The sequence below is a fragment of the Acinetobacter sp. YH01021 genome (assembly GCF_013420255.1).
Classification (GTDB): Bacteria; Pseudomonadota; Gammaproteobacteria; order Pseudomonadales; family Moraxellaceae; genus Acinetobacter.
In genome coordinates, this window is sequence record NZ_VOYO01000024.1 from 14,261 (window position 1) to 33,862 (window position 19,602).

18 protein-coding genes are annotated in these 19,602 nt (G+C 43.6%); 5 read left to right on the top strand and 13 right to left on the bottom strand.

Annotated features, from left to right (window positions below):
• The first annotated feature begins 3 nt into the window (after window positions 1-3).
• The 3 genes from FTT86_RS13360 to FTT86_RS13370 are packed head-to-tail and all read left to right on the top strand — an operon-like array spanning window position 4 to window position 3,361.
• Window positions 4-1,134, top strand: coding sequence for an HlyD family secretion protein (locus tag FTT86_RS13360; protein ID WP_180181346.1), 1,131 nt, complete (start codon window positions 4-6; stop codon window positions 1,132-1,134).
• Window positions 1,134-2,264 (top strand): ABC transporter permease, encoded by a 1,131-nt coding sequence (locus tag FTT86_RS13365; protein ID WP_180181347.1) that lies wholly within the window; start codon window positions 1,134-1,136, stop codon window positions 2,262-2,264. Before FTT86_RS13360 ends, FTT86_RS13365 begins: the two co-directional genes overlap by 1 nt.
• Entirely contained in the window at window positions 2,261-3,361 is a 1,101-nt protein-coding gene (locus FTT86_RS13370) for an ABC transporter permease (RefSeq protein ID WP_180181348.1), read from the top strand. Before FTT86_RS13365 ends, FTT86_RS13370 begins: the two co-directional genes overlap by 4 nt.
• A gap of 27 nt (window positions 3,362-3,388) precedes the next feature.
• Here FTT86_RS13370 and FTT86_RS13375 read toward each other — a convergent pair whose 3' ends face one another.
• From FTT86_RS13375 to FTT86_RS13400, 6 genes are all read right to left on the bottom strand, one after another.
• Entirely contained in the window at window positions 3,389-3,814 is a 426-nt protein-coding gene (locus FTT86_RS13375) for a DUF3887 domain-containing protein (RefSeq protein ID WP_180086250.1), read from the bottom strand.
• A 68-nt stretch (window positions 3,815-3,882) separates the two neighbouring features.
• Window positions 3,883-6,864, bottom strand: coding sequence for a DNA gyrase subunit A (gyrA, locus tag FTT86_RS13380; protein WP_180181349.1), 2,982 nt, complete (start codon window positions 6,862-6,864; stop codon window positions 3,883-3,885).
• 320 nt (window positions 6,865-7,184) lie between these two features.
• Window positions 7,185-7,844: a hypothetical protein gene (locus tag FTT86_RS13385; RefSeq protein ID WP_005252479.1), complete on the bottom strand. Its 660-nt coding sequence runs from the start codon at window positions 7,842-7,844 to the stop codon at window positions 7,185-7,187.
• Between the two features lie 179 nt (window positions 7,845-8,023).
• Window positions 8,024-8,956, bottom strand: a complete 933-nt coding sequence (locus tag FTT86_RS13390) for an FAD-binding protein (RefSeq protein WP_004280494.1) — start codon at window positions 8,954-8,956, stop codon at window positions 8,024-8,026.
• Window positions 8,957-8,974: 18 nt separating this feature from the next.
• Window positions 8,975-9,727 (bottom strand): electron transfer flavoprotein subunit beta/FixA family protein, encoded by a 753-nt coding sequence (locus tag FTT86_RS13395; protein WP_004280496.1) that lies wholly within the window; start codon window positions 9,725-9,727, stop codon window positions 8,975-8,977.
• Between the two features lie 523 nt (window positions 9,728-10,250).
• Window positions 10,251-10,856: a LysE family translocator gene (locus tag FTT86_RS13400; RefSeq protein ID WP_085064932.1), complete on the bottom strand. Its 606-nt coding sequence runs from the start codon at window positions 10,854-10,856 to the stop codon at window positions 10,251-10,253.
• A gap of 112 nt (window positions 10,857-10,968) precedes the next feature.
• Between FTT86_RS13400 and FTT86_RS13405 the strand changes: the two genes are divergently transcribed.
• Window positions 10,969-11,463, top strand: a complete 495-nt coding sequence (locus FTT86_RS13405; RefSeq protein ID WP_004645712.1) for an Lrp/AsnC family transcriptional regulator — start codon at window positions 10,969-10,971, stop codon at window positions 11,461-11,463.
• 209 nt (window positions 11,464-11,672) lie between these two features.
• On the opposite strand, the gene FTT86_RS13410 is transcribed toward FTT86_RS13405, so the two are convergent.
• The 7 genes from FTT86_RS13410 to FTT86_RS13440 form a co-directional block, all read right to left on the bottom strand.
• The gene (locus FTT86_RS13410; protein ID WP_005106379.1) at window positions 11,673-12,056 is read right to left on the bottom strand and encodes a hypothetical protein; all 384 of its coding nucleotides are present in this window, start codon (window positions 12,054-12,056) and stop codon (window positions 11,673-11,675) included.
• Between the two features lie 231 nt (window positions 12,057-12,287).
• Window positions 12,288-13,223: a site-specific tyrosine recombinase/integron integrase gene (gene xerA, locus FTT86_RS13415; RefSeq protein ID WP_180181350.1), complete on the bottom strand. Its 936-nt coding sequence runs from the start codon at window positions 13,221-13,223 to the stop codon at window positions 12,288-12,290.
• Window positions 13,224-13,829: an alpha/beta fold hydrolase gene (locus tag FTT86_RS13420; RefSeq protein WP_180181351.1), complete on the bottom strand. Its 606-nt coding sequence runs from the start codon at window positions 13,827-13,829 to the stop codon at window positions 13,224-13,226.
• Between the two features lie 88 nt (window positions 13,830-13,917).
• Window positions 13,918-14,763 (bottom strand): diaminopimelate epimerase, encoded by an 846-nt coding sequence (gene dapF / locus FTT86_RS13425; RefSeq protein ID WP_004645716.1) that lies wholly within the window; start codon window positions 14,761-14,763, stop codon window positions 13,918-13,920.
• A 12-nt stretch (window positions 14,764-14,775) separates the two neighbouring features.
• Entirely contained in the window at window positions 14,776-16,020 is a 1,245-nt protein-coding gene (gene lysA / locus FTT86_RS13430) for a diaminopimelate decarboxylase (protein WP_180181352.1), read from the bottom strand.
• Between the two features lie 24 nt (window positions 16,021-16,044).
• Window positions 16,045-16,278, bottom strand: coding sequence for a lipoprotein (locus FTT86_RS13435; RefSeq protein ID WP_180181355.1), 234 nt, complete (start codon window positions 16,276-16,278; stop codon window positions 16,045-16,047).
• A gap of 132 nt (window positions 16,279-16,410) precedes the next feature.
• Entirely contained in the window at window positions 16,411-17,814 is a 1,404-nt protein-coding gene (locus tag FTT86_RS13440; RefSeq protein ID WP_180181353.1) for an amino acid permease, read from the bottom strand.
• A 319-nt stretch (window positions 17,815-18,133) separates the two neighbouring features.
• On the opposite strand from FTT86_RS13440, the gene FTT86_RS13445 reads away from it, so the two are divergent.
• Window positions 18,134-19,480 (top strand): sodium:alanine symporter family protein, encoded by a 1,347-nt coding sequence (locus FTT86_RS13445; protein ID WP_180181354.1) that lies wholly within the window; start codon window positions 18,134-18,136, stop codon window positions 19,478-19,480.
• Window positions 19,481-19,602 lie beyond the last annotated feature (122 nt).

Below are 19,602 nucleotides of genomic sequence, written 5' to 3' on the forward strand. Positions count from 1 at the left end.
AACATGAACGAAGATCAAAAACCTAATGATCCTGTGAATGAAGCGGCTTCATCCAGCGATACAGAAAAATCGCCTGCGCAACAGGTAGAAACAAAAACTGAAATAGAAAACAACGCGACGACTTCGACCGAGCATGAACAAGCTCCTGAAATCTCCAAAAAGAAAAAATATTTATTGCTCGCCCTGATTCCTATTCTACTGGCAGTCATCGCTTTTGGATTATGGAAAAGCTATCAACCGGCTCCGCTGGAATTGCAGGGTCGTGTAGAAGCTGAAACGGTCCAGGTGGCCACCAAAGTGCCGAGCCGCATTGAAGAAATCTATGTAGAAGAAGGTCAGCAGGTCAAAAAAGGCGATGTGCTGGTGCGCTTAAACAGCCCGGAGATTCAGGCAAAAAAACAGCAAGCCGTAGCGGCTTTGCAATCTGCGCTGGCCTTACAATCGACTGCTGAACGTGGCTCGCAGGAAGAAAATATCGCCAGCCTGTATGCCAACTGGCAATCGCTGAAAGCACAGCAAAATTTAGCCAAAGTTTCTTATGAGCGTGGTGCAAATTTATTTAAGGAAGGTGTGATCTCACGCCAGCGCCGTGATGAATTATTTGCAGCCAGTCAATCAGCGGCGCAAATGACTGAAGCGGCGTATCAGCAATACGCACGTGCCAAACGTGGCAGCACTTCGCAGCAAAAGAGTTCTGCCGATGCACAAGTAGATATTGCCCAGGCTGCGCTGGATGAAGCCAATGCTTTAGAGGCAGAAACCCAATTAGTAGCACCTGTAAACGGAACGGTGTCTAAAACCTATGGCAAAGTCTCGGAGCTGGTAGCCACCGCAGTCCCTGTGGTCAGCCTGATTGAAGATCAAATGTGGGTGAGCCTGAATATTCGTGAAGACCAATATGCCCCATTTCAGAAAATGAGCAGTATTGAAGGTTATATTCCCGCCCTAGATAAAACCGCCACTTTTCAAATTAGACAGATCAGTGCTGAAGGTGAATTTGCCACCATTAAGACCACACGTCAAACCGGCGGTTATGATGTGCGCAGTTTTAAGCTGCATCTTGTACCCACACCAGCGATTTCTGAACTGAAAGTCGGGATGAGCGTGTTATTTAAACTGAAAGAGACCCGATAATGTGGACGGGTATATGGCGCGAACTGCGCTATCTGCTCCGAGAAAAATGGGATCTGTGTCTGGTCACGCTGGCACCTGCACTGGTGATTATTTTATTCAGCAGCATGTTTGCTCAAGGGAAACCGGATCATTTACCGATTGCGATTATTGATCAAGACCAGAGTGCGCTGAGTCAAAGCATTTATCAGCATGTGGCGCTGAATCATACTCTTAAAATTGCTACGGTGTCGGAACAAACAGCTGAAATTGAGCGCCTGTTAAATCAAAATAAAATTTGGGGTTATATCCATATTCCCAGCGGTGCCGAGCAACGTCTGGTTCGTGCCCGGGATGCTGACATCAGTATTGCCTTTAACCAGAGTTATTTCAGTATCGGAAATACCATTTCCTCTGCCATGCTGGTCAGTACCCTGCAAGCACTGGCTGAATTTAGCGGACAGCAATATCTGGGCAACCGGCTGCCTTCTCTCGAAGCACCGTCACCGCATATCAAAATATCGCCGCTGTATAATCCGCAGCTGAATTATGAATTCTATCTGGAACTCTATGTCATTCCGGCAATTCTGCATTTACTGCTGTGTTGTTGTGTGGCATTTTCCGTCGGTCAGGAACTGAAGCGGCAGACCTTAACAAGCTGGGTCAGCAACTCATCCATCTGGATGGCATTACTGTCTAAGAACCTGGTCTATGTGGCTATTTTTAGTCTATGGACCTGGATCTGGATGTTCTGGCTGATTGAAATTCGCGGCTGGTTTGTTGCCGGCTCGCTCGCTCTGATTCTATCGGCACAATTTCTGCTATATAGCGCTTATGCATTTTTAAGCAGTGCAGTGGTTCTGGCAACCAAAGATTTAAGTAAATCTTTTGGCATCATTGCGGTCTATGGTGGTTCATCTTTAAGTTTTGCCGGTGTGACTTTACCTTTAAATAATGCGCCCCTATTCACCCAGTTTTGGTCCAATATTATTCCGTTTACGCCCTATGCCAAATTACAAACTGAACAATGGGTGATTGGTAGTCCATTGCATATTTCACTGCAAGCTGGATTAATGCTGCTGATCTATGCCCTAGTCTACGCTCTGCTGGCTTATCTGTTTCTTAAAAAAATAGCTAAAGGAGCAGTCCAATGAAATCCCTCTGGTTTTACTATCTGCAAAGCTTCAAGGATATTGTCAGTCACGGCACGATCTTTACCACGCTGATTCTATCCGTCTTATTTTACAGCTTTTTTTATCCAACCGCTTATCAGGCGCAGCAGGCTGAAGCCTTACCGATTATTATTGTCGATGAAGAACAAAGTAACTTAAGCACCCGTATTATTGGTCAGGTGGCACAAAGCCCCAATGTGGAAATTGAGGCGATTACCGGCAATTTTTCCGAAGCCAAACAATGGGTGGAATCACAAAAAGCCGATGGTATTTTACTGCTGCCGGACAATTTATCGCAAAGCTTAAGGCATGGTGAAACAGGTGGCATTGGCCTGTATTTAAGTACAGCCAACTTTTTAGTGACCAAACAAATTGGTCTGGGCTTAGCCACATCGGTTGAGCAAACGTTGGCAGATTATACTGAACGCTTTGGCGAGGTCTCGGATTTTTCACCTGCTCTTTCTGTACATCAAATTCCTTTATTTAATCCACTGTCCGGCTATGGCAGTTATGTCTTTCCTGCGGTTGCACCCTTAATTATCCACCAAACCATTCTTTTGGGTTTGAGTATGCTGATTTTGGTATATCGGGAAAGAAAAATAGAATTAAACGTAAATGCATTGACTGGGATGTGTTTAGCGGTCTTCACCATTGGCTGTCTGGGATGTTTCTATTTATTCGGCTTTAGCTTCTGGCTATTTGATTATCCGCGCGGTGGCAACCTGCTCGGGATGCTACTTGCAGTGCCAGTTTTTATCTACACGATAATTGGCATGACCTGCCTATTTGCCAGTTTTCTGGATCTGCCGGAACGTGCGGGGCATGTCATTGTATTCACTTCTATTCCACTGTTCTTTTTATCTGGTGCGGCCTGGCCGCATGCAGCCATGCCTATCTGGATGCAAGTCGTTGGCGAAATCCTGCCTTCCACCCAAATTGTGCAGATGTTTATTCAACTCAATCAAATGGGTGTACCTACCGCACTGGTCTTACCTAAACTGCTCTATCTTGGAATGATCGGCAGCATGTGCTTTTTCTTGGCTTATCGACGTTTAATTCCTAGTCATCAAAGCAGATAGAACATTATAGCAATGCGCCTATTCCACTTATTTACTTGATTCACCAAAGACCTGAATATTGAAATTACGAATCTTGTTGCTACCATTCGGCTTATCAAAACTCACATCATACTGAACCAGATTCTCCGGATAAGCAATTTCATAACTGACCTTATATTGTCCAGGCTGATTGGTTGCTTCTTCAATCTCTTTGGTCATTAAAGTCTTAGACTTGTATTCACCTTGAGGAATTGAACGTGAAAAGCGTTTCATCAGCTTTTCATTATCCTTAAACTGGGTTTGCAACTGCGGTTCTAACTGATCCAGAAATTCCTCATATTTCCCGTCACGCAAATCCTCATAAGCCAGCTGTGCCGCCTTTTCCTGTTCAGGACTCGGATTCGGAGTATTGTCCATTGAATTACAGCCACTCAATACAACCGCTGCTGCCAACAACATTAATTTGGTTTTCATCGCTTACCCTTATGGAGTCAAGGTTTATAAAAAAGGACGCCGAAGCGCCCTTTTTATCAGTAAAAAACTTATTCTTCTACTGAATTTTCACCATCTTTTTCAACTTGCTCAGTTTCAGCAACTGCATCCGTTTCAGCCACTAAAGATTCTGCACCTTCAATCGCTTCAACAAACTCATCTTCTTCAACCGCTTCGATTGAAACGACACCAACCAGCAATTCCTCATTACCTAGGCGGATCAGACGAACACCCTGTGCGTTACGACCGGTTTGCGCCACTTCAGATGCACGGGTACGAACCAGCGTACCACCATCAGAAATTAGCATCAGTTCTTTGCTTGCATCGATGGCAACAGCACCCACCAATTGACCATTACGTTCAGAGGTCTTGATCGCAATCACGCCCTTACCGCCACGTTTCTTGGTCGGGAAATCATCTACTGGAGTACGTTTACCATAACCATTTTCAGATGCACACAGTACTTCGCCAGTTTCAGGTACAACAACCAGTGATACGATTCGGCTAATCAATGCTGAATCTGAACCATCTTCGTCATCAGACTCGATCTCAGTTTCATCATTTTCTTCTAGCTGTGCAGCTGCACCAATGGTCACGCGCATACCACGTACACCTTTGGCAGAACGGCCCATTGAACGCACATCAGTCTCTGCGAAGCGAATGGCTTTACCTTCGTTCGAGAATAACATGATTTGCTGTTCGCCGTCGGTAATCGCTACACCAATGAGGGTATCATCGCCATTCAGCTCAATCGCACGTAAACCGTTTGAACGAACATTCGAGAACTGTTCAAGCTCTACACGTTTAATCGTACCGTATTCAGTCGCCATAAACACATAGAAGTTTTTACGTACCGCTTCAGCCTGCTGAGCAAAGTCATTGATGATGTCATCATCAAGATCTGTTGCAGAAAGCTCCAAGCCCAACTGTTTCAATTGAATACGCAATGCATCAGAAATATCATCTGCACCATCTTCAGATTCTGTCAGCGCTGCTTCAAGCTCGGCAAAATGAGCATTGATCACTTCATTGCTTTGCAACTGCGCTGCATTGGCTTTTACAAATGCCTTGAAGTCAGCCAGACGTTCTTTGAATTTCTTCGGCGCATCAATCACAGGCAAGATTGCGGTAATGGTCTCGTTTTCATCCAGTGGCAGCAAGTTCACCATTGGGCGACCTTTCGCACCACGTGATGCTTGCGGCACTTCATAGACTTTCAGACGATAGACCTTACCAACGTTGGTAAAACAAAGTACTGTCGCATGACTTGAAGTCACAATCAGATGTTGAATGTAATCATCTTCTTTCATGCTGGTCGCAGACTTACCACGGCCACCACGACGCTGTGCAGCGTAGTCAGACAATGGTTGAGTTTTCGCATAACCTGATTTCGATACCGTCAGAACCATTTGCTCTTCAGGAATCAGATCTTCACGAGAGAAATCGATACGTGACTCGACAATCGATGTTTTACGTGCATCGCCATACTGCTGAAGAATTAATGCCAATTCTTCACGAATCACGTTCATCAACAGATTAAAGTCATTCAAAATTGCAGTCAATTCAGCAATTTGTGACAGAATTTCACTATATTCCGCATGTAACTTGTCTTGTTCCAGACCAGTTAAACGGTGTAAGCGAAGTTCCATAATCGCATTCACTTGGGTTGGTGACAGACGATAAATCTCGCCATCCAAACCAAATGGGCGACTTGGATCTTCACCTTCAATCTCATCTGGACGTACAGAAACTGAACCGGCTTTTTCTAGCAAGGCCAAAACACCGCCACCAGCCCACTCACCTGCCTGCAAACGCTCACGCGCTTCAGCTGGATTCGCAGAACTCTTGATGGTTTCGATGATGGCATCAATATTCGCTAGGGCAACGGTTAAACCTTCCAAGATATGCCCACGTTCACGCGCTTTGCGTAATTCGAACATGGTACGACGCGTGACCACTTCCTGACGGTGACGGATAAATGCCGCAATGATGTCTTTCAGGTTCATCAATTTTGGTTGGCCATTGTCCAGACAAACCATGTTGATGCTGAAAGAGTTTTCAAGTTGCGTGTTCTGGAACAGGTTGTTCACGATCACTTCAGCGTTTTCACCGCGCTTCAGGTCAATCGCGATACGCATACCGTCTTTGTCAGACTCGTCACGAAGCTCTGAAATGCCTTCCAGTTTTTTCTCTTTGACCAGTTCAGCAATACGCTCAATGGTTTTTGCTTTATTGACCTGATATGGAATTTCAGTGAAGACAATCGTGGTACGGCCATTTTTCGGATCTTCTTCGAAATGGTATTTACCACGGATATGCAAACGGCCCTTACCAGTACGGTACGCATCGACGATGCCTGATTTACCGTAAATGATACCGCCTGTCGGGAAATCCGGACCAGAAATATGTTCCATCAATCCTTCAATGCTGATTTGAGGATCATTGGCATAGGCCAGACACGCATTCACCACTTCAGTCATGTTATGCGGCGCCATATTGGTCGCCATACCGACTGCAATACCAGTGACACCATTAATCAACAAGTTCGGAACACGGGTTGGCATGACTTGAGGAATACGCTCAGAGCCATCGTAGTTGTCTTCCCACTCGACGGTATCTTTTTCAAGATCCGCTAATAGTTCGTGGGTCAGTTTACGCATACGCACTTCGGTATAACGCATGGCTGCTGCGCTATCGCCATCGACCGAACCGAAGTTACCTTGACCATCAACCAATTGGTAACGCAAGCTGAAATCTTGCGCCATACGTACAATAGTTTCGTATACGGCATAATCACCATGCGGGTGATATTTACCGATCACGTCACCGACTACACGTGCAGACTTTTTATAAGCTTTGTTATAGTCATTGCCTAATTCGTGCATTGCGAAAAGCACACGACGATGAACAGGTTTTAAACCATCTCGTACATCGGGCAATGCACGTGACACAATCACGCTCATCGCATAATCGAGATATGAGCTTTTAAGTTCATCCTCAATGGCAATCGGTCTAATTTCCGATACGCTCATGCATACTCCTTATTCTACAAGCCAATTTTGACTTGTATTTATATGTCGTAAAACTAGCAAAATCATTAACTCAAACGACTGAGTTAAAAACTAAAATACAGCCCTAAATTATAGCATAAACACTTGTATTTTTGTGTCGAAATATTCAGCTTAACCTTGTTAATTATCTTCATTTTAGTGATCATTTTCTTGTTATTTCAAAACCGAAAATCAGCGCATCCAGACAGGATTTTTCAATACCCAAAATTTTGAGAAATACAGGAGTACAAAAACAAAATGCGCCAATCAACTGGCGCATCTTCATCGTTTTTTCTATATTTTTATTGTGCCTGGTTCAGTACTTTACGATAGCTCAGCACGGCCACAATCAATAAAACTGGCAATAACATTTCTACCCCTTCCTCAATGGTCATAATCATGATTTGAGTATGTGGCACCAACTGGATGCCGAATTCTTCTTTCAGGGTTGAAGTCGTGCGATCGAGCACTTTGCTCAGTCCGCCACAGGCAATGGTGAGGAAGATAAAAAAATGTGCAATATTCAAAGAATCTTTCATGCTTCGTATGGTTTGAACCAATTTTTTCGCCAGTACCAGAAAGACAAAAATAATGCCGAGCAATAAAATAAATCCGAGCAGCTTATCCATGAGCGGAATTTCAGCACTGCGATAGAAATTAGTTTTAATAAAACTCATTTCAAACACCTGCTTATGAAAATCCATTTCCCGCAATCCCAACAATGTCGCTGCTATAGCCGTAAACACTCGGGTATTAGGTTTGATTTCAACATTGAGCAAACACAGCACTGCCAGCAAGTACCATAACCATGGACTCATGACTTCAAAAGCGCCTGATTCACTAAATAAATACTGAGTCACCGCAGGCGGTGCATTCAGGGCAGTATGAATGCAAATACCCAGATAAAGCGCAATCAGCAGAAAACTAATGAACAGGATATGGGCGGCTTTGGAAAAGGACATGATTAAAAACAGGAGAAAAACCAAACCGGAATTTTATCACTTTTCACGCAAATGAAATACTCTAGTTTCGACTGCCGAGTATTTTTAAAATTTTTGCATAAAAAAACGCCCTTGGACAAAACAGGAAAGCATTGCTTTCACTGCCTGCACAAGAGCGTTTTTTGAATCCGATTCAAGAATTAGATTTTAGAAACCAATTCAGGAATAACAGTGTTCAAATCACCGACTAACCAGTAGTCAGCGACTGCATTGATTGGCGCTTCTTCGTCTTTGTTGATCGCAACGATCACTTTAGACTCTTTCATACCCGCCAAATGCTGAATCGCACCAGAGATACCTACCGCGATGTACAGGTCAGGTGCAACGATTTTACCAGTTTGACCCACTTGCATATCGTTTGGTACGAAGCCAGCATCTACCGCAGCACGTGATGCACCTTGAGCAGCACCAAGCTTGTCGGCCAATGGATCAAGGATCTTGTGATAGTTCTCACCAGAACCTACACCACGACCACCAGAAACCACAATACGCGCAGCTGTCAGTTCAGGACGTTCAGACTTTACGATTTCTTCGTTGATAAACTTAGAAATACCCGCATCACCAGTAGACGCAGCAGCTTCAACAGCAGCAGAACCGCCTTCAGCAGCTACAGCATCAAATGCTGTACCACGAACAGTCGCCAATACGATGTTTTCGCCTGATTCTACAGTTGCAATTGCGTTACCTGCATAGATCGGACGTTTGAAAGTCTTAGGACCATCTACCGCAATGATGTCAGTGATCATGCTTACGTCAAGAAGCGCAGCTGCACGTGGTAAAATGTTTTTACCAGTTGTTGTAGAAGCAGCAAGGATATGTGTATAGCCTTTACCTAATTCAGCAACAAGTTTAGCCACATTTTCAGCCAATTGGTTTGCATAAGCAGCGTCATCAGCAAGTAATACTTTGCTTACACCCGCAACTTTAGCCGCTTGGTCAGCAACTGCCTGAGCGCCAGAACCAGCAACCAATACAGTGATATCACCACCGATTTTTTGCGCTGCAGCAACAACGTTTAAAGTAGCAGCGTTTAATGCTTTGTTGTCGTGCTCAGCGATAACTAAAATACTCATGATTTTTATCCTTCTGTATTAGATCACTTTCGCTTCGTTTTTCAATTTTTCTACAAGCTCGTCTACAGACTTCACTTGTACGCCAGCTTTACGCTCTGCAGGTGATTCAACTTTCACTGTTTTCAGTTTAGTTGCAGGGTTTACACCGAAATCTGCAGGTGACTTGGTATCCAGCGGTTTTTTACGCGCTTTCATGATGTTTGGAAGTGCCGCATAACGAGGCTCGTTCAAACGCAAGTCCGTGGTAATGATTGCTGGAAGTTTCAGCTCAACAGTTTGTAAACCGCCGTCTACTTCACGTGTTACTTGTACTTTATCGCCATCTACTTTTACTTCAGAAGCGAATGTACCTTGACCTGCACCCATTAGAGCGCCAAGCATCTGACCAACCTGATTCGAGTCATCATCAATTGCTTGCTTACCCAGAAGGATCAATTGTGGTTGTTCAGCGTCAACAACGCCTTTCAGAATTTTAGCGATTTCCAGCGCACCCAGTTGGCTGTCATCAGCTTCAACCAGAATACCGCGGTCAGCACCAAGCGCCATTGCAGAACGAATCTGTTCTTGGGCTTCTTTAGGACCAATAGAAACAACAATGATTTCTGAAACAGTTCCTTTTTCTTTTAAACGAACCGCTTCTTCCACTGCAATTTCACAGAATGGATTAATTGACATTTTAACGTTAGTTAAGTCAACACCACTGTTGTCCGGTTTAACACGAACTTTAACGTTGGCATCAACCACACGTTTTACAGCAACAAGAGCCTTCATGTAATCCTCGGCTGTTTTAGCAAATGTAAATGTTGAGAAAAGTTAGTGTAACTCTTCACTTAAATTTTTTTAGGTGCCCTATCTTGCAATGTGTACGGCATTTCGGTCAAGTCACAATTCAACAAAGAGCTGTAAAAATGCGTAATTTTCCCTGAACGATGCGTTCACAATTAATTGTTATCGTTTTATTACAATGAAATGTATCAATATTTACTTAAAATTTACCCATTGATTTATATTATTTTTTTATCTGATTAATCACATCAGAAGTTTTGATTGATCACATTTAATTTAAATTGATTTAAAGCAGCTTGAAGCAAAACAGCCGGAATATACGTATGTCAGCTTTTGTCATTTTGGACAGAACTCTTTTTGAGAGCGAATTAAACCTAATATAAAGACAAATTGACCAAATAATAAACCAGCGCATTGAATTCTACGCCGACAAAGTGAATATTTAATTTCAAATCTTCGCAATTATAAAAAAAGCATACTGCGAACAGTATGCTTCTTTGCAACCAGATTAATTGATGATGAGCCAGCTTGCAGCAAGTGCCAGTAAACCACCAGAAGTTCCATCCACCCATTTTTGTTTACGTTCATCCATTTGGGTTTTTTGGCTGATTTTGCTGAACAAAATACTTAAGCTACAATACACTACAAAAATCAGACTGATAAAAATAAAGGACAGGATCAAACCTTGGCTGACAGTATTGGCTGATTTATCAATAAACTGCGGCAAAATCGCAAAATAAATCAACATGCCTTTCGGATTTAACAGCGCAGTAAAAAAACCTTTTTTAATCGGATTGGCTGAGGTCTTTTTCTCAATGTTCAGCGCGTTTTTACTGAATACCGATTTAAGTAAACTAAATGCCAGATACAGCAGATAAGCAATCCCGAGCCAGCGAATCGTTTCAAACAGCACCGGAAAAGAGACAATAATAGCCGCAATCCCTAGTGCCACAAGGATCGAATGCACCAGATAACCGCAACACACCCCTAAGGTTGCCATCATGCCTGCTTTTGCATCTTTACCCATCACTTGAGACAGGATAAATAACATATCGGGTCCAGGCGTAAAAATCAGGGGAAGCACGGTCAGTGCAAAGAGTACAAATACAGACATTTCCTTTTCCTTTCAAACTCCAGAAAGTGAAATAAGTATCTGCGATTTTTTACAAAATTGGCTTTCAATTTATTTTATAATAAGTATTATTTTTCGAATATTATTCTAATTTATGAAAATATCCACCAAGTCTGTGCGGGTAAAACTTGATCGAATTGATAAAAATATCATTCGACATTTACAGGCCAATGGCCGTATTCAGAATAATGATCTGGCACGTGAAATCGGACTTTCGCCTTCGTCCTGTTTACGCCGGGTGAAATTACTGGAAGATGCAGGCGTGATTCAGAATTACACGACTATTGTCGACCAACAAAAAATTGGTTTTCAGCTGATTTTATTTTCGCGCATCTGGCTGGTCGGTCAGGATGCCGAAACCATTGATACCTTTATTGAGGCGATGAAAGAATTGCCGCAAGTGATGGAGTGCTACATTATTTTGGGGGAAAGTGATGCGATGCTGAAAGTCGTGGTGCCTGATCTGGAAAGTTACCGTAAATTTCAGTCGACCCATCTGACCAAAAAAAATGGTATTACCAGTGTCAAAACAGATTTACCGAGTCAGATTATTAAACAGAGTTTCCAGCTACCTTTAGAAGATTTATAGGCAAACTGATTTTAGATAACGAAGCTATGTTCTTAATTTAGGATTTAAATAATCGTAGCTTGCTTAAATCACAACCTGTGTTACAAACACATAGATGGCAAGTCCTACCATAAGGAAAAGGTTGCCTATAGAAGACAACATTTTCCTTTTAAACAAAGCCAAACCACAAGACTGAATCTTATTTTTATGCTGTGTGGATGCTTCAGAATTTACTCAGTTTCTTGTGCTAAAAAATCACGATGTACATGGCTTAAATCTACCAGCTCATAGTCTACCAGTTCAAAAATTTGCCAAATCGCAATCGCATCTTCTTTTAAATCCACTGCCTGGGTCGCACGATTCGACAATTGCCATTGCAAATCAGAAATCCATAAATAGTATTGCCCAGTCGCCGCATTAAAGGCTTGAACTTTTCCATCGGCATTAATGCCTTGAATAATGGCGCCTTCAGGTAAAGTCGCTTCAAGATTGGGTAAACTAATGTCCACAAAATGCTTGATTTGTCGCAAACCATAACCTGCAAACATTTCTTTTTGAGCTTCACTTAACTGTGCATATTTTTGCTCTATATCTGCAATTACCAGTGTGTCCATGTCACCTCCCATCGGTCAAATGCTGAGACTCTACTCAGCAATATTTCATTTTAAATATTAAATACTAGTTATTGTTATACCTGAAATGGCGCATTTAACGAATAAGACAATAGTGAAATGCTTACCCGAACGCCAATGTTCAGTTCAATTCCATTTTAAGGTTTATATATGAAAGTTTTGTGCCAAAAATACAATTTTCATGATTTTTATTCTTTAAAACTGGGCACATGATCAATCTTCTTTATGCTGCGCACGCGGATGGGCCTGATCATAAATCTGGGCCAGATGGTCAAAATCAACATGGGTATAAATTTGCGTGGTGGTTAAATTACTGTGTCCCAGCATTTCCTGCACGGCTCGTAAGTCCCGGCTATTCGATAACATGTGACTCGCAAAACAATGTCTTAACAAATGCGGATGTAAATCTACATTCACGCCTGCGCGCTGCGCCTGAAACTTGACCCGATTTTCAATTTGTCGTGCACCGAGCGGATTGCCTTTCTGGGTAATAAATACATTCGCCTCCGGTACAAAATCGCCATTCCATAAGGGATAGACTTGCAACCAAGCCATCACGCTGTCTTTGGCCTTGGAGCCAAAAGGCACAATCCGGGTTTTATTGCCTTTACCAGTAATGCGTAATAACTGCCGGTTGAAATCAATATCTTTAATTCTCAGGCTTTGCAGTTCTGCCAGACGCAGCCCACTGGAATAAAGCAATTCTAACATCGCTTTGTCCCGGAGCCACATTTGCTGTTGTATTTCATTTTCAGGCGCAGGCTGATCAATAATTTGGTTGACGGTTTCAATATCCACCATGCCCGGCAAAGGACGCGATTGACGTTTTAACTGAAAATCATCCGCCGGATTAAAAGCCATATGCTGAGCCTGCTCGGCCCATTTCATAAACTGACGAATAGCCGAAAGCATACGTTGCAGGCTGCTAGGACTGAGCTGATGCTGTTCCACTTTTTCAGCCAGAAACTGGCGTAAATCGGTGGCTTCTACATCGTTTAAATTGAGCTGCTCACGCTGGCAAAACTCTAAAAAATCTGAGACATCACGTTCATAGGCTTGCAAGGTATGTTTGGACTGATTCTGGATTTCACGTTCTTTCAGCCACATATTGAGCAAGAGTTGAGGTGACACAATCACTGCTTGCTCCATTTATAATTGCTCCAGATAATCTTGAATCAGCATTGCAACCTGATCTGCATGAGAATTGGCAAAGAAATGATCTCCACCTTGGATAATATGCAGTTTTGCATTTTTAAAAATTCCTGCCAAGTATTGTCCAAGCTGAACAGTGCTTAAAGGATCATGATCTCCCCAGATCAGCAAGATCGGAACGTCCAGACTTTCAAGCTGAACGCGGCTAAATTCAGTTTGGTCTTGTACAAACCAGTCCGGTGCTGTTTTAAATTGTTCACGATAATCTCTACGCCAATCTGCACAATGAAATGTTTTTAAATTCAGACCACCAGATGTCGCCAACAATACCAGTCCTTTGACTTTCTGTGGATGCTTAAGTGCCAATCCAATGGCCAATACACCACCCATAGACTGGGCAATCAGAATGGAATCATTCTCAATTTTTTCTTTCACGAATTCATGCAGATCATACAGGTTTTGAATGGCTAAATTTGGCGCTACGCCATCAAAACCCGGATAGGCAATGACTTGCTGATCTGTATATTTGGTTAATGCTGCCCTTAATGGCTGCCAAAAGTGCTGGCTTCCTGAAGCACCCGGCAGGAAAACAAGCTTATTCATCTCATTCAAATTCTACGGTTTTTCCCATCCTAGCATAAAAAAAAGCGCCATCGATCAGACAGTGCTTTTTTCTCAAGCGGAACCAAGCTTAACCTTGGAAATAACGTAAATCCAGACGTCCTTCATACACGGTCGCCGTTGGCCCGGTCATCCAGACCACATCACCTTCTTTCCACTCAATTTGCAGCTTGCCACCTGCCAGTTCAACTTCGACTTTACTCGACAGCAGACCACGGCGCATACCTGAAATTGCGGCAGCACAGGCACCTGTACCACAAGCCAAGGTCTCGCCTACACCACGCTCGTACACGCGTAAACGTGCATGTTTTTCATCAATAATCTGCATAAAGCCAGCATTGACCCGTGCCGGGAAGCGCGCATGTGATTCAACTTGTGGACCAATACGTGCGACATCAGCAGCGATCACATCCGGTACAATTGTCACCGCATGCGGATTCCCCATATTGACCACATCAATGGTCAGCTTTTCACCGCCAGCAAGATCGATGTCATACAGGCTCTCCGGCGCATCAGCTACAAATGGAATTTCCTGAGGCAGGAATTTCGGATAGCCCATATTGACGCGTACCCAACCATTCGCACCCAATTCCGGCTCTACAATACCAGATTTGGTTTGAACCTTGATTTTGGTTTTGGTGGTGAGCTGACGATCATGTACAAATTTGGCAAAACAGCGCACGCCATTGCCACATTGTTCCACTTCTGAACCATCGGCATTAAAAATCCGATATTTAAAGTCTGCACTTGGGACATCGGGTGGCTCAACCACCAAGAGTTGATCAAAACCAATGCCGAAGTTACGATTGGCCAAACGCTGAATGGTCAAAGTGTCTAAATAAGCACGCTGGCTGATCAGATCAACCACCATAAAGTCATTGCCCAGACCATGCATCTTGGTAAATTCTAATAACATCCTGATTTATCCTTAAGGCAATAAACGCTCACGTTCCCAGAGTGATTCAATCGTTTCACGTTCACGAATCAAATGCGCCTGATCAGCATCGACCATTACTTCAGCAGCACGGCCACGGCTGTTATAATTTGAACTCATCACAAAACCGTATGCACCTGCGCCCAGCACAGCCAGCACATCATTTTCCTTGATCGCAAGCTCACGCTCTTTACCCAGAAAATCACCAGTTTCACAAATTGCACCCACCACATCCCATTCTTTCATTTCGACATCGGTACGAGGTGTAACAGATTGAATATCCATCCATGCTTCATATAACGCAGGGCGAATCAGGTCATTCATCGCAGCATCAATAATCGCGAAATTACGGTGATTGGTTGGCTTGAGCAGATCTACTTTAGTCAGCAGCACACCTGCATTGGCAGAAATACTACGTCCCGGTTCCATATACACTTTCAAGCCCAGTTTTTCTAAAGCTGGACGCAGCGCATTGGCATATTCTTCAACCGACGGCGGGGTTTCATCTTTATACGTCACACCCAGACCACCACCGATATCGATGTGTTTGAGGTGAATGCCCAGCTCTTTTAACTGGTCGATCATCACGATGACACGATCCAGTGCATCGACAAATGGCTGGGTTTCAGTCAACTGTGAACCAATATGGCAATCAATCCCGACCACATCCAGATTTGGCAATGACGCTGCATATTGATAAGTTTCAAACACGCTATCCGATGGAATACCGAATTTATTTTCTTTTAAGCCGGTTGAAATATAAGGATGGGTTTTGGCATCGACATCAGGATTCACACGTAATGAAATCGGCGCTTTGATATTTAATTCAGCCGCAACCTTCTGGATACGATCCAGCTCGGCATAAGATTCCACGTTGAAACAGGCAATGCCGACTTCCAACGCTTTTTTAATATCCGCTTCAGATTTACCCAAGCCCGAAAATACGATTTTCGATGCATCACCACCGGCTTTCAGCACACGCGCCAATTCACCACCAGTCACAATATCAAAACCGGCACCCTGTTTGGCCAATACATTCAATACCGCAAGATTAGAGTTGGACTTTACCGCAAAACAGATTTGATGGTCGATAAAATCAAAAGCACGATCCATATCTAAAAAATGCTTTTCCAAAGTGGCTTTAGAATAAACATAGAGTGGTGTGCCGAATTGCTCCGCGAGCTGTTGTAATGAACATTGCTCAGCGTGCAATACCCCATTAATGCGGGTGAAACTCATGAAGGTATCCTTTCTGTGAAAGCGTTATGGTGTGGTTTTAACGTCTGAATCGGTAGGTGCAGCAAATTGTTGTTGCACAGGTGCCTCGCGTTCTTCATCGGACGCTTTAGGCTCAGTTTCAGTATTTTTGTATAACAGATACTTGGCACGCTTGTCGTAATTCGGATCATTCGGCAAGTGCAAAGCCCCTGACTGTCCACAACCTGAAAGAACAAGACCTGTCGCTAAGATACTGATGTAGCAAATGACTTGGCGCATCTGACCACCTAATGTAATAGTTTCGATGAAGTATAACGCGATCATTCGGCATGACCCAAGCGTTAAACGCTAGAGAGTATCTTTAGACAAAAAAAAACGCCAGCAGATCGCTGACGTTTTTATTGATAAGGTTTATTTATGTTTCTGTTTATAGAAACCAAAATAGCCAATGATTAACAGGATAAACCAGATTGGACTGATCATCAGTGCCTGGCGGGTATCCTCTTCCAGCGCCAAGACCACGATCATGCTTAGGAAGAAAATAATCACGACCCAACAAGTCACTAAACCACCTGGCAACTTAAAAGTTGACTTTGCATGTAGTTCTGGACGTGTTTTGTAATACACGATATAGCTCCAGATAATGATGATCCAGACACAAATAAACAGAATCGTGGATAAAGTCGTTGCCAAGGTAAAGGCCCGAACGGTATCCGGAACAAAATACTGCAGTGCTGCACCCAGCAACAAACACACGGCAGAAAAATACAGGGCATTTGCAGGCACTGCGCGACGGTTCAAGCGACCAAAGGCAACCGGTGCCTGCTCTTCACGCGACAGGCCAAACAGCATACGGCTGGTCGAAAATACGCCACTGTTCATCGATGACATCACCGAGGACAATACCACCAGGTTCATGATAATCGCAGCCGCTGCAATGCCAGCCTGACTGAACAGGTTTACAAAAGGCGAGACATTCGGGTCAATCTGGTTCCATGGAGTTACTGACATCACAATTAGCAGTGCCAATACATAGAAAATAATGATACGGATCGGAATAGAGTTCACCGCTTTTGGCAGGTTCTTTTCCGGATCTTTGGTTTCAGCCGCGGTAGTACCCACCAGCTCTACCCCGACAAAGGCAAAGATTGCAATCTGGAAACCGGCCAGGAAGCCCATGGCACCCGTCGGGAACAAACCGCCATGCTCCCAGATATGACTAAAGGATGCGACCGTACCGACATCATTGGTAAAGCCGGTAAATACCATCCACAGACCAACGGCAATCAGCACCACAATGGCGATAATTTTGACCAGGGCAAACCAGAATTCCATTTCACCAAACAGTTTTACCGTGACCAGATTCAAGCCCATGATAAACACAATCGCGGCAACACTGATCATGACGCCTTCTTCAGGGCTAAAGGGCAAGCCATTATTGAAGAATTGCAGATAGTAAATAATGGCTGACAGATCCGCGATCCCGATGGTAATCCAGCACAACCAGTAGGTCCAGCCAACAAAGTATCCGGCCCAAGGCCCGATCAGATCCGTGGCAAAATCAATAAATGATTTATATTGTAAATTGGAGAGTAACAGCTCACCCAATGCACGCATCACCAGAAAGACCATAAAACCGATGATCATATAGATCACCAGAATCGAAGGACCTGCGAGACTGATGGTTTTACCCGAACCCATAAACAGGCCGGTTCCAATGGCGCCCCCAATGGCAATTAACTGTAGGTGCCGATTGGACAAACTCCGCTTTAATTCACCGTGCTCTGTCGACGAATTGTTATATTTTTCTGACATTATTAATTACAACTTTGAGTTTTACTCGCGACAAATTAACGTAAAAAATGCTGAATACAAAAATAAAATTTGCATCATTTGTATTTCCTGATTAATTGAAGAAGTTAATTTATTTTTCTTATATCGCTCTACAGTTACATTTTTGCTTTATTTTTGACCTGCGATATTCCAGTAATTTCTTGTCAAATTTTTAAAACTGTGTAAAAAATAGAACACTATTCAGCCAATTTATGCATTCAGGATGAATGCATCTGGCATAGCAATTGCTTTTTAATCAATACCTCGAACTACACAGACATGGATCAATAAGAAGAATTTTATGCAAAATTTACAAAGTTTAATGGAAACTTTAAGCGGCTGGGTCTGGGGCCCTTATATGTTGGTACTGATTGTCGGTACCGGGATCTTCCTTACCTTTCGTTTATTGTTCTGGCAGTTCCGCATGTTGCCCCTAGCTTTTAAACAGGTCTTTGGCAAGCATCCTGACCATTCAGGGGACATTTCCCAATTCGCCTCATTGATGACCGCACTCTCTGCCACGATTGGTACCGGTAATATTGCCGGCGTAGCCACTGCCTGTGTTCTCGGTGGTCCAGGCGCCGTGTTCTGGATGTGGATGACCGCCCTGTTTGGTATGGCGACCAAATATGGCGAAGGTGTTCTGGCAGTCAAATACCGAGTGAAAAATGAGAAAGGTGAAATGTCCGGTGGTCCGATGTACTACATCGAGCGTGGTCTGAAATGGAAATGGCTGGCGCTGATTTTTGCCTTGTTCGGGACACTGGCTTCTTTTGGGATCGGCAGTTCAGTACAGTCCAATACCGTTGCGCTGGCGGTTCAAAACAGCCTGGGCATCGAAACCTGGATGACGGGGATCATTATTACAGCTTTTTCAGCACTGGTGATTTTGGGCGGGATTAAATCGATTTCCAAAGCTTCTTCTGTGATCGTGCCGATTATGGCGGTGGGTTATGTGGCTGGCGGTCTGATTATTATTTTTAATAATCTGGAACTGGTCGTGCCGGCACTAAAAATGATCTTTACCTATGCCTTTACCGGTGAAGCTGCAGTGGGCGGTGCGATTGGTGCGGCGATTCGTTATGGTGTGGCACGTGGTGTATTCTCCAACGAAGCCGGCATGGGTTCTGCACCAATTGCTGCCGCAGCGGCAAAAACCGATCATCCAGCCCGTCAAGGTCTGGTCTCTATGACTGGTACGTTTATTGATACGATTATCGTCTGTTCGATTACCGGTATTGTACTGGTGATGGGTTATATCATGGCCGGCAACTCATTCGGTGACCAGACCGGCGCAGTATTGACCATCAGCGCGTTTGACAAACTGTTGCCTGGGATCGGCGGCTGGATTGTGACCCTCGGGATTATTTTCTTTGCTTATTCCACCATCTTGGGTTGGAGCTACTATGGCGAGAAATGTGCCACTTATTTGCTCGGTGAGAAGTTTGTGCTGCCCTATCGCATTATTTATATCGCTTCGGTATTTATTGGCTGTGTGGCGACCCTTGATCTGGTTTGGCTCTTCGCCGATACCTTTAATGGGCTCATGGCGGTTCCAAACTTAATTGCACTATTGCTTTTATCCGGAGTGATTGCCAAGGAATCGAAAGACTTTATTGCAAGACGTAAATCTGGTGAACTTTATTAGGGTGTGTTGACACTTTTAGCTTAAAAAAATAGCGAAGTAGTAAAATCAAATCGCCAAACCCAATTTTACTATTCGCTATGCCTCGTACCATGCTGACAGATCAACACTGGCAAAAGTTGAAA

Coding starts and splice junctions, on each gene's coding strand:
- FTT86_RS13405 (WP_004645712.1), top strand. CDS start 10,969: ATGAAAATATCCACCAAGTCTGTGCGGGTAAAACTTGATCGAATTGAT.
- FTT86_RS13390 (WP_004280494.1), bottom strand. CDS start 8,956: ATGAGTATTTTAGTTATCGCTGAGCACGACAACAAAGCATTAAACGCT.
- FTT86_RS13440 (WP_180181353.1), bottom strand. CDS start 17,814: ATGTCAGAAAAATATAACAATTCGTCGACAGAGCACGGTGAATTAAAG.
- FTT86_RS13445 (WP_180181354.1), top strand. CDS start 18,134: ATGCAAAATTTACAAAGTTTAATGGAAACTTTAAGCGGCTGGGTCTGG.
- FTT86_RS13435 (WP_180181355.1), bottom strand. CDS start 16,278: ATGCGCCAAGTCATTTGCTACATCAGTATCTTAGCGACAGGTCTTGTT.
- xerA (WP_180181350.1), bottom strand. CDS start 13,223: ATGGAGCAAGCAGTGATTGTGTCACCTCAACTCTTGCTCAATATGTGG.
- FTT86_RS13400 (WP_085064932.1), bottom strand. CDS start 10,856: ATGTCTGTATTTGTACTCTTTGCACTGACCGTGCTTCCCCTGATTTTT.
- dapF (WP_004645716.1), bottom strand. CDS start 14,763: ATGTTATTAGAATTTACCAAGATGCATGGTCTGGGCAATGACTTTATG.
- FTT86_RS13385 (WP_005252479.1), bottom strand. CDS start 7,844: ATGTCCTTTTCCAAAGCCGCCCATATCCTGTTCATTAGTTTTCTGCTG.
- FTT86_RS13360 (WP_180181346.1), top strand. CDS start 4: ATGAACGAAGATCAAAAACCTAATGATCCTGTGAATGAAGCGGCTTCA.
- FTT86_RS13370 (WP_180181348.1), top strand. CDS start 2,261: ATGAAATCCCTCTGGTTTTACTATCTGCAAAGCTTCAAGGATATTGTC.
- gyrA (WP_180181349.1), bottom strand. CDS start 6,864: ATGAGCGTATCGGAAATTAGACCGATTGCCATTGAGGATGAACTTAAA.
- FTT86_RS13410 (WP_005106379.1), bottom strand. CDS start 12,056: ATGGACACACTGGTAATTGCAGATATAGAGCAAAAATATGCACAGTTA.
- lysA (WP_180181352.1), bottom strand. CDS start 16,020: ATGAGTTTCACCCGCATTAATGGGGTATTGCACGCTGAGCAATGTTCA.
- FTT86_RS13420 (WP_180181351.1), bottom strand. CDS start 13,829: ATGAATAAGCTTGTTTTCCTGCCGGGTGCTTCAGGAAGCCAGCACTTT.
- FTT86_RS13375 (WP_180086250.1), bottom strand. CDS start 3,814: ATGAAAACCAAATTAATGTTGTTGGCAGCAGCGGTTGTATTGAGTGGC.
- FTT86_RS13365 (WP_180181347.1), top strand. CDS start 1,134: ATGTGGACGGGTATATGGCGCGAACTGCGCTATCTGCTCCGAGAAAAA.
- FTT86_RS13395 (WP_004280496.1), bottom strand. CDS start 9,727: ATGAAGGCTCTTGTTGCTGTAAAACGTGTGGTTGATGCCAACGTTAAA.